The 7,502-nt window shown below is 61.4% G+C and carries 12 protein-coding genes; 1 reads left to right on the plus strand and 11 read right to left on the minus strand.

Annotated features, from left to right (window positions below; all coding sequences use genetic code 11):
- Positions 1 to 161: 161 nt before the first annotated feature.
- Positions 162 to 434, minus strand: coding sequence for a hypothetical protein (locus QZX93_RS05785; protein WP_295388386.1), 273 nt, complete (start codon positions 432 to 434; stop codon positions 162 to 164).
- 184 nt (positions 435 to 618) lie between these two features.
- On the opposite strand from QZX93_RS05785, the gene QZX93_RS05790 reads away from it, so the two are divergent.
- Positions 619 to 843: a hypothetical protein gene (locus tag QZX93_RS05790; protein ID WP_295388390.1), complete on the plus strand. Its 225-nt coding sequence runs from the start codon at positions 619 to 621 to the stop codon at positions 841 to 843.
- A 220-nt stretch (positions 844 to 1,063) separates the two neighbouring features.
- On the opposite strand, the gene QZX93_RS05795 is transcribed toward QZX93_RS05790, so the two are convergent.
- From QZX93_RS05795 to QZX93_RS05840, 10 genes are all read right to left on the minus strand, one after another.
- Entirely contained in the window at positions 1,064 to 2,137 is a 1,074-nt protein-coding gene (locus tag QZX93_RS05795) for a CsgG/HfaB family protein (protein ID WP_295388393.1), read from the minus strand.
- Between the two features lie 144 nt (positions 2,138 to 2,281).
- Positions 2,282 to 3,046: a hypothetical protein gene (locus QZX93_RS05800; protein WP_295388396.1), complete on the minus strand. Its 765-nt coding sequence runs from the start codon at positions 3,044 to 3,046 to the stop codon at positions 2,282 to 2,284.
- 149 nt (positions 3,047 to 3,195) lie between these two features.
- Complete coding sequence (locus QZX93_RS05805) at positions 3,196 to 4,011, minus strand: hypothetical protein (protein ID WP_295388399.1); 816 nt, start codon at positions 4,009 to 4,011, stop codon at positions 3,196 to 3,198.
- Positions 4,012 to 4,404: 393 nt separating this feature from the next.
- Complete coding sequence (locus QZX93_RS05810; protein WP_295388401.1) at positions 4,405 to 4,659, minus strand: type II toxin-antitoxin system RelE/ParE family toxin; 255 nt, start codon at positions 4,657 to 4,659, stop codon at positions 4,405 to 4,407.
- Positions 4,659 to 4,865: a hypothetical protein gene (locus QZX93_RS05815; protein ID WP_295388403.1), complete on the minus strand. Its 207-nt coding sequence runs from the start codon at positions 4,863 to 4,865 to the stop codon at positions 4,659 to 4,661. Before QZX93_RS05815 ends, QZX93_RS05810 begins: the two co-directional genes overlap by 1 nt.
- Positions 4,866 to 4,935: 70 nt before the next feature.
- Positions 4,936 to 5,181 carry an ATP-grasp domain-containing protein gene (locus tag QZX93_RS05820; RefSeq protein ID WP_295388405.1) on the minus strand — a complete coding sequence of 82 codons (246 nt, stop codon included), beginning with the start codon at positions 5,179 to 5,181 and terminating at the stop codon, positions 4,936 to 4,938.
- 37 nt (positions 5,182 to 5,218) lie between these two features.
- Positions 5,219 to 5,422 (minus strand): hypothetical protein, encoded by a 204-nt coding sequence (locus QZX93_RS05825; protein ID WP_295388407.1) that lies wholly within the window; start codon positions 5,420 to 5,422, stop codon positions 5,219 to 5,221.
- Between the two features lie 96 nt (positions 5,423 to 5,518).
- Positions 5,519 to 5,947 (minus strand): type II toxin-antitoxin system VapC family toxin, encoded by a 429-nt coding sequence (locus QZX93_RS05830; RefSeq protein WP_295388410.1) that lies wholly within the window; start codon positions 5,945 to 5,947, stop codon positions 5,519 to 5,521.
- 2 nt (positions 5,948 to 5,949) lie between these two features.
- Positions 5,950 to 6,192 (minus strand): AbrB/MazE/SpoVT family DNA-binding domain-containing protein, encoded by a 243-nt coding sequence (locus QZX93_RS05835; protein WP_295388412.1) that lies wholly within the window; start codon positions 6,190 to 6,192, stop codon positions 5,950 to 5,952.
- 220 nt (positions 6,193 to 6,412) lie between these two features.
- Positions 6,413 to 7,465 carry an ATP-grasp domain-containing protein gene (locus QZX93_RS05840; protein ID WP_295388414.1) on the minus strand — a complete coding sequence of 351 codons (1,053 nt, stop codon included), beginning with the start codon at positions 7,463 to 7,465 and terminating at the stop codon, positions 6,413 to 6,415.
- Positions 7,466 to 7,502: the final 37 nt, after the last annotated feature.

Consider the following 7,502-nt stretch of genomic DNA (forward strand, 5'->3'; position numbering starts at 1 on the left):
GCGCCTCGAACAGCTCAACCTCTGGGGCTGAGTCGCCGCCTTTAGGCGGCCCAAGAACCGCGGGGCCGCGTTAGCGACCCCGTAGCCGCTTCGAGCGGCTCACGAATGAAAGCCCCCGGCTTTGCCGGGGGATGGTTACTCCACGAGAACCGGCCGACTCCCTATTGGCGCACACATCCGCCGGTGGCTGAGGACCAATAGGATCCGTAACTGCACCCACCCGCCGGACCGGACCGCGAACGTTTGTCCGCTTCCTCTCTCTGCGCTTCGGCCTGGCGTTTCGCTGCTTCCTGTTCTTGCGGCTTGTACCAGCCTTGCTGTGTCTTCCATTGTTCCGACCGGCGCATCGCCTCGTCCAGCGATTCTGCGCGAGCTTGAGTTGAGACAATGACAGCGGTGGCGATCAGCAGGGCGCAGCACACGAGGCGTTTCATGGCGTTCTCCCGAGGTGTTATGGGTCGGCAGCGATCGATAGAGAAATCAAATGCTCGAAACAGGGTGTTGCGCCGATCTTAGCAGATACCGCGACCGCCTTAATAAAAACGGCGACCAGCGACGATCGGTCCGCACAGCGGACCCTACAGCTTGCGCCGCGCCCGTAGGGTCCGCTCCCTCTCGTTGAAGTTGCCCGAAGCACTCGACAGTCAGATCGCCGCCATTGCCAGGCAGCGGTGTTCGAGCAAATCCGAGGTGGCTCGCCGCGCCCTGGACGCCTACCTCGCCGACGCGGCGATTCCCCGGCAGGGTTCAGCGCTGGATTTAGCCGGTGACTTCGTCGGCGCGCTGGAGGGGCCGGGCGACCTGTCGTATAACGCTGAGCATATGAACGGCTACGGCGAATGAGATCGCGGGTCATCCTGGACAGCGATTTTCTCATCTATCGCAAACATGGCCGGCAGGTCATCCCCACCATGATGCCGGCGGAGCCCACTGGCCGCCGGTCGTAGCGCAAGATCACTGTCGCCACCTTGTCCGACCCCGACCGCCCGCGCCCGACGGGCCGACAACCGACCTAAAGACGTCACCGGGTCGGGCCGCAATTGACCCTGGCCCCTTATCCCGCCTATTTTAGTGCAATATTGGGAATGCTGATCGAATATGCGGCAGGCTCCTTTTCGTCCGCCTTTTGCAAGCCAATACGACTGGAGAAGGAAACCATATCACCGGCGATTCCTGTGGCATCGTCCTTTTTGTCGCCTTCGGCCGTGAAGCGTATCAAGACAGTCTGCAAGACCTTTGGTGTAAGTATTGTAAGTTGGTCCTTTTTTTCCCAGCAGCCGCTAATGCTTTCCCACCAATTGGTAGCATTTTTACAAACCTCTATTCCGGTGGCTGATGTCGCAAACGCCTGGTTTCCCATATTGTCGAGCAACGAGGCCTGAGTGCCAAGAAATAGTGCTTTTACTGGCTTCTCATTGGTATTCACGACGCCGATAACAACATTGACCGCTTTCTTGTCCTGGGTGCGTGAAATCCCCTGGACAGAGAAGTCCAGCCCCCCAGTCGAAAACTTACCGGTCGGTGGCGGCTGCGTAGTCGCTACCCCAGGTCCTACACCTTTGCCAACAAACATTCCACACCCAGGCCCCCCGGCGATTGGCTGGGCCAGCAACTTGGTCACTGCGTCGGTCTTGGGTAGGCTGACGGCTGCGGCCGAGATGGCCTGACCGGTATCAGTCGCCACTAGGCGCGCGTTGATGCGCACAACGTCGCCGATGATCGTGATGCTCCCCAAGACCAAGGCCTGGACACCGCTGACCTTACCTAACTCCTTGGTGGTGGTAGGGTTCAGCAAGCCAGACTCGCCGATGCTGAGTTCAGCGATCAGCGCCTGTAACTGGGAGCGCTCGATCAGCGTAAGCTTGGAGCCTGGTACGTCGAACAGGTCAAGCGTCAACTCGTCGACAATATGGGTGGACAGGACGCTGCAGGTACCGTCGGCGTTCTGAAATGGCAAGACTGCGATCGTAGTACGCTCCGCCGCGGCGGATTTCTGAACAATCTGGCCCGCAAGGGTACGCAGGCCATCCTCGACGGAGCCCGCTCCCTCCGCCCGCACCAGCGATAGCGGCGATAGCAACAAAGCAAGTCCACAGGACGACGCAACCAACGAGACACGAACGGATTTCAGACGCACTTGAAAGCCCCCTTCATTGGATTAACCGCTTTATGACCCCGCGTATTAGACCATAGGCTCAGCTAAATCTAAAGAGCGGAGGTCTGCCAGAAAGCTCTTGGTTGCGCCGCGCCCTAGAGTGCGACGCAGCGGACGCTATGTGTCTCAAGACTCGCGCGGTGGCATTTTTGCTAGGAAATCGCGGAACAACTGGTTGGCGGCGTCACTGTACGCATCGCTCGCGGCAATCTGCGGAGTGCTGCCACCGCCGCTGCCTCGGTGACTAGCCTGGATGAAGGTCGAGCCATCGTAGGCCCAGTGGGCGTTCAGCACGACCTCAGCCACACCACTTTGCAGGTGGTCACTGAGTGGCGCCGGACCCAGCCGCCTGAGGCTGCAAGTCAGTTCGACGATGAGCTCTGCCTCATCACGGCTGGCTACGACGCGAAATCCGTTCGATTGCAGTTTCTCGGTGAAGGTCGCCGCGGTGGAAGCGCCCCCTTCGCCGGAGACGGCGACGAAAATGGGAACTTGATCCCGGGCACCGACCCAAGGGCCGCCGACGGTCTTGTTGACGATGCGGTAGGCGGCCTGCAATCGCTGAAAGAGCGCACCCTGTACCGGCGTGAAGCCCGAGCGGTCAACGGCCGTGAGCGCATCATAGGCATCGGCAATGCCTTTGGCACTTGCCGGGCTACGCTCGGCTTGCCAGGCACCAAGGGCCTGCTCCATCGCTGCGATCCGGGCGTTGCTGTCGGGCGGGGCGGCCATGCCTGACCTAAAGTCCTGGTGGACAATTTGCTCAGGCGTCCGGACGCCCTGATGATCGGCGATGGGATATACGGAAAGCAAAAAGGCCAAAACAGTAATGATACCGGCAACACCTGTCCATACCTGATGACTCAAGAACTCTTTCAAGATGTTTAACATGGTGCGTTATCCTCTAGTTCGGTCTTCTGGAGGGAAGCGAGAGTGGCAGCGAATTGATTCGAGTGCGGCCCGCGCGCCAGGCTTGAATGCCAATGTAAGGTGCCCGACTCAAGTGCTTTAAGTCTCCTGGCTCCCTGCATGGCGCTGGTCTATTCTGAATCCGGGATTTCGGGATTGCCCTTGGCGATGATGCGCGCAACCTCTTCAGTGCTGAGTCCCAGCAATGCGGCAACTTTCTCTGTATCGAGTTGAGTCAGCAAGCGTCGCACGATGAGTGCCTCGCCCATCGTCTCGCCATCCTCGTAGCCGATCGAGTAAGAGGGCAACTGCCTGATATCGACTTGGGTCAGCATTCTTTGAGCCTCCATTACTTGGGCCTTGAGGCCCCGGTTCTCTGACAGGATTTCGAGCATGGTCATATATTCGCGAAACCGCTGCTCATCTGCGCCGAGGAGTTCTTTCAGCCGGCGAACGATATAGCCGACCACTTCTTGCGGCTGGCGCCCGCCGAAATCGCAGAGTACGGCTAAGACCAGCGCATCCGGATTGTCCTGCACCAACAGCCCGGTACAGTTGACTTGGTGCATGTCGACAAGGCCATAACGATAGTCCAGCAGTTCCGGCTCGGCGATGCCATTGGGCATGCTGAGCGGGCCGGTGCCGATGTAGATCAGGAACTGTCGGATAGGTCCCTTATGTCCGGCGAAGCGGATATCCGTGTAATAGCGGAGCATTCGCAACGGCATTTCGCTGCGATTGTTATTGGCGATCTCCACATGCAGCAGGAATTCTTGACCATCCCTGGCACGCATCCGCGCCACCAAGTCAGCGCGGCGGTCTTCGATCCGCTGGTTCTGGGTCTCCAGCAGTTCGACGGCCTCGGCCTCAATGCCAAGCAGGTGCCGGGCCAAGTCGGTGGTCAGGCGCTTGAGGGTATCCCGGCTGATGATGTCTTTGTCGGTCATCGGTTCTGCGCTGCGCTAGGGATCGCGGGGGGTCGGCCAAGGAGAGAGGGTACGACAGAGACATCCGGTGGGCAAGGGTCCGGCGAGCGACCGTCTGGGGCCGCCGCGAGGACAGGCAGGGTCTTTTGATCCTCCCGGCCACCTCACTCTTGGTGCGTCCGTCGGTCCGCCCGGTGGCGTTGATCATAACTGCGACCAGTTGCTCTTACGGCGCAGCGCGCCTGACACATGTGTGTCACCGCTGGAGAGAGTGTGAAAGTATTCGCTCCTAACCCGTAAAAGCCGCGATCCCGTAGGTTGGGGTGAGGAACGAACCCCAACATTTCAGCGCCTTGCATTCCGACAGGCAGCACGCGAGGCGTCGGGCTACGCTACGCTAACCCGACCTACGGGCTAACCCCGGTAAACCTCTCCGCGGTGGCCGATCCGCACGATGAGTATATGCAGGCGCTCGTCTTGTATCTCGTAGATGATTCGGTAGTCGCCGACACGGATACGCCAGGCCGCCCGATCCACCAGTTTGCGGCAACCGGCGGGGCGTGGGTCCAGCCGCAGTGCTTCGACGGCCGCGATGATCCGGTCCTGCTGGGGTGTCGGGATACGTGCCAAGGCGCGCTGGGCCTGGCGTTCAATGCTCACCTGATACATCACTCGCGGCGGCCCGCTTTGATTTCTCGCACGGCTTGCTCGAAGGGAATGGGGTCGGACGGCGCGCCCTTGGCCTCATCATAGGCGCGCAGGTCTTCCACATCCTCCAGTGCTTCAAGGATCTGTTCCCACTCTGCGATCGGCACCAGCACGGCCTTGCGTTCACCAGCTCGGTCCGTCACATACTCTTCGTGGATGGTTAACATGAGGGCCTCCGTCGGCATTCAGTCTTTACCTGGTCAGAAGGTCGGTGGTCCGCGCAGCGGACCCTACGGTTTAAACGGCTGGTTCCGTTGGCCATTGATCGGGTGCCATCGTCAACACGCCCTGCACCGGCGCAATCGCAATCCCCTCGGCCGGCGGCGGAACCGCCGACGGCTCGGCCAATTCAAGCGCAAGCACGGCATTCCAATACGGAAAGTTGATCCCCGACTGGCAGGCATAGAGCAGCCCGCCCGACATCCGCGCATTGATCTCGAGCAGGTGCGGGAGCCCATTGCGAATGTAAGGGGCCAGGCTCAAATTCTTTAAATCTCCTGGTTCCCTGCATGGCGTTGGTCTATTCTGAATCCGGGATCTCCGGATTGCCCTTGGCGATGATGCGCGCGACCTCCTCAGTGCTGAGTCCCAGCAATGCCGCGACTTTCTCTGCATCGAGTTGAGTCAGCAAGCGTCGCACGATGAGTGCCTCGCCCATCGTCTCGCCATCCTCGTACCCGATCGAGTAGGAGGGTAACTGCCTGATATCGACTTGGGTCAGCATTCTTTGAGCCTCCATTACTTGGGCCTTGATGCCCCGGTTTTCTGAGGATCGCGGGCGTCGCACAAGGTCACTTAAGCCGGATCGGCTTGACACGGCTCATTGTGACGCGAACGCGGAGTTATCCAGCCAATTCTCCACCCGTAACCCGCTCACCCGCGTGAATTCGTGCACATTATCGGTGACGAGGGTGAGCCCCAGGTCCACGGCATGTGCGGCGATCAGCAGGTCGTTGGGGCCGATGGGCGTCCCGGCTTGCTCCAACTGGAAGCGGATCTCGGCATACGTCAGATCGGCATCGGCCTCCAGGGGCAGAACGGGTAGTGTTGCCAGCAGGTCATCGACCTTGCGAGTCAGTGCGTCGGACCCGAGCTTGCGGGCGCCGAAGCGCAGCTCCGCGGCCACGACGATGCTGGTGCAAACGGCCCCGTAGCCACGCCGGGCGAGGATCGCCGCCACCGATCCCTGGGGCTGTCGGATCAGCGCGGAGAGGATGTTGGTGTCGAGCAGGTAGCGCAGCGCGTCCATGATCAGAGGCGGATGTCGTCCAGGTTCATCAAGCCCTGATCCACGTCAGGGAAGGGCTCATCCAGCGGCGCCCATCCGGCAAGTAGGGTGGCGAGGTCCGGTCGGTGTTTCACCGGCTCGACAATCAGACGCTCGCCGTCCCTGCGGATGGTCGCTTCGTCCGCGTCGAGCTCGAGCTCCCGCGGGATACACAGGGCTTGGTTACGCCCGTTACGAAACAGGCGGACGTGGCGTTCGAGCTGCATCGGACATTGCTCCAAGAAAAGAACCTATGCCCAAGGATAGGCCAAGAAGTCTGGCGAAGCGAGACGGTTCTGATTGTGGGAAGCGTAGGCCAATGTCTTGCGGGCCTTGGTCATAATTTCGGCCACCGGCGCTCCCGGCGCAGAGCGCCTGACACAGGCGTGACACCGCTGGAGCGGTGTCACGAGCGCCGTGGTTGGTCCGCGCAGCGGACCCTAGGGTTCAAAGGGCTGGTTCCGTTGGCCATTGACCGGTAGCCACCGACACCACGCCCTGCACCGGTGCAATCGCAATCCCGTCGGCCGGTGGCGGAACCGCCGACGGCTCGGCCAATCCAAGCGCAAGCACGGCACTCCAATACGGAAAGTTGATGCCTGACTGGCAGGCATAGAGCAGCCCGCCCGACATCCGCGCATTGATCTCCAGCAGGTGCGCGAGCCCATTCTGGTCCTTGAACTGGCAATTGAAGATGCCGTCCAGGCCATAGCGCTCGGTGAGCAGGCGTGAGTAATCAACGGTGGGACCTGCCGTCTCCAGCACCTGGTGCCGGCCTTTTTTGGCCCGCGCCACCGCGGCGACCAGCCGCCCTGACACCGCCAGGCAATCCACCGAGCGCTCGGTGCCGGGCAGGAAGGGCATGAGCAGGAGTTCAAAACGGCGTTGCGTGCGCTCCAGGGCGTAGCGGTAGGCGTGGAGTGAGATGACGGACGGCGCGACACCGAGCAGGGTGTCGTAATCGTCCGCGGTCTCACTCAGGATGCGAAAGCCGGCCCCGTAGATGCCCACGGTCGGCTTGACGCACAGGCGCGGGTGGCGGGTGCTGAGATCGGCGTAGGCGTCGTCGAAGGCGGCCAACGAGTCGACCACCCGGTACTCCGGGAGCGGGATCGGCGTCCCCACCAGGTCCCGGTAGAGGGCGTCCTTGTGGTCGAACAGGGCCAGCGTCGCCGGTGCAAAGACCTGGATGCGCGTACCCAGCGCGGCGAATGCCGCGCCGGCCGCGGCCAGGGCGCGGGCGCGGCGGCTGGGCATAAAGAGTTGTACCTCGTAGCGGCGGCAGACTCCGAGACACCACTCGACATAGTCCGCATCGCTCAAGGTCCCGGCGGGTTCGACCAAGGCCAGGTCGGCCGTTGCCAGCACTGGGGCCTGCGGTTCGCCGTGACTCGCGAGCACCCGCAGGGCGCCGCCGGCGGCCTCGCGGATCAGCCGCACGGCGTCATAGGTGTTCGACAGTCCGCTGTTGTACCAGAGCAGTGGCGCAGAATCAGTCATCCTACATCCCGCAATTGCTCACGCCAAGGCGCCAAGC

Source organism: uncultured Thiodictyon sp. (assembly GCF_903946935.1).
In the GTDB taxonomy this organism is placed as follows: domain Bacteria; phylum Pseudomonadota; class Gammaproteobacteria; order Chromatiales; family Chromatiaceae; genus Thiodictyon.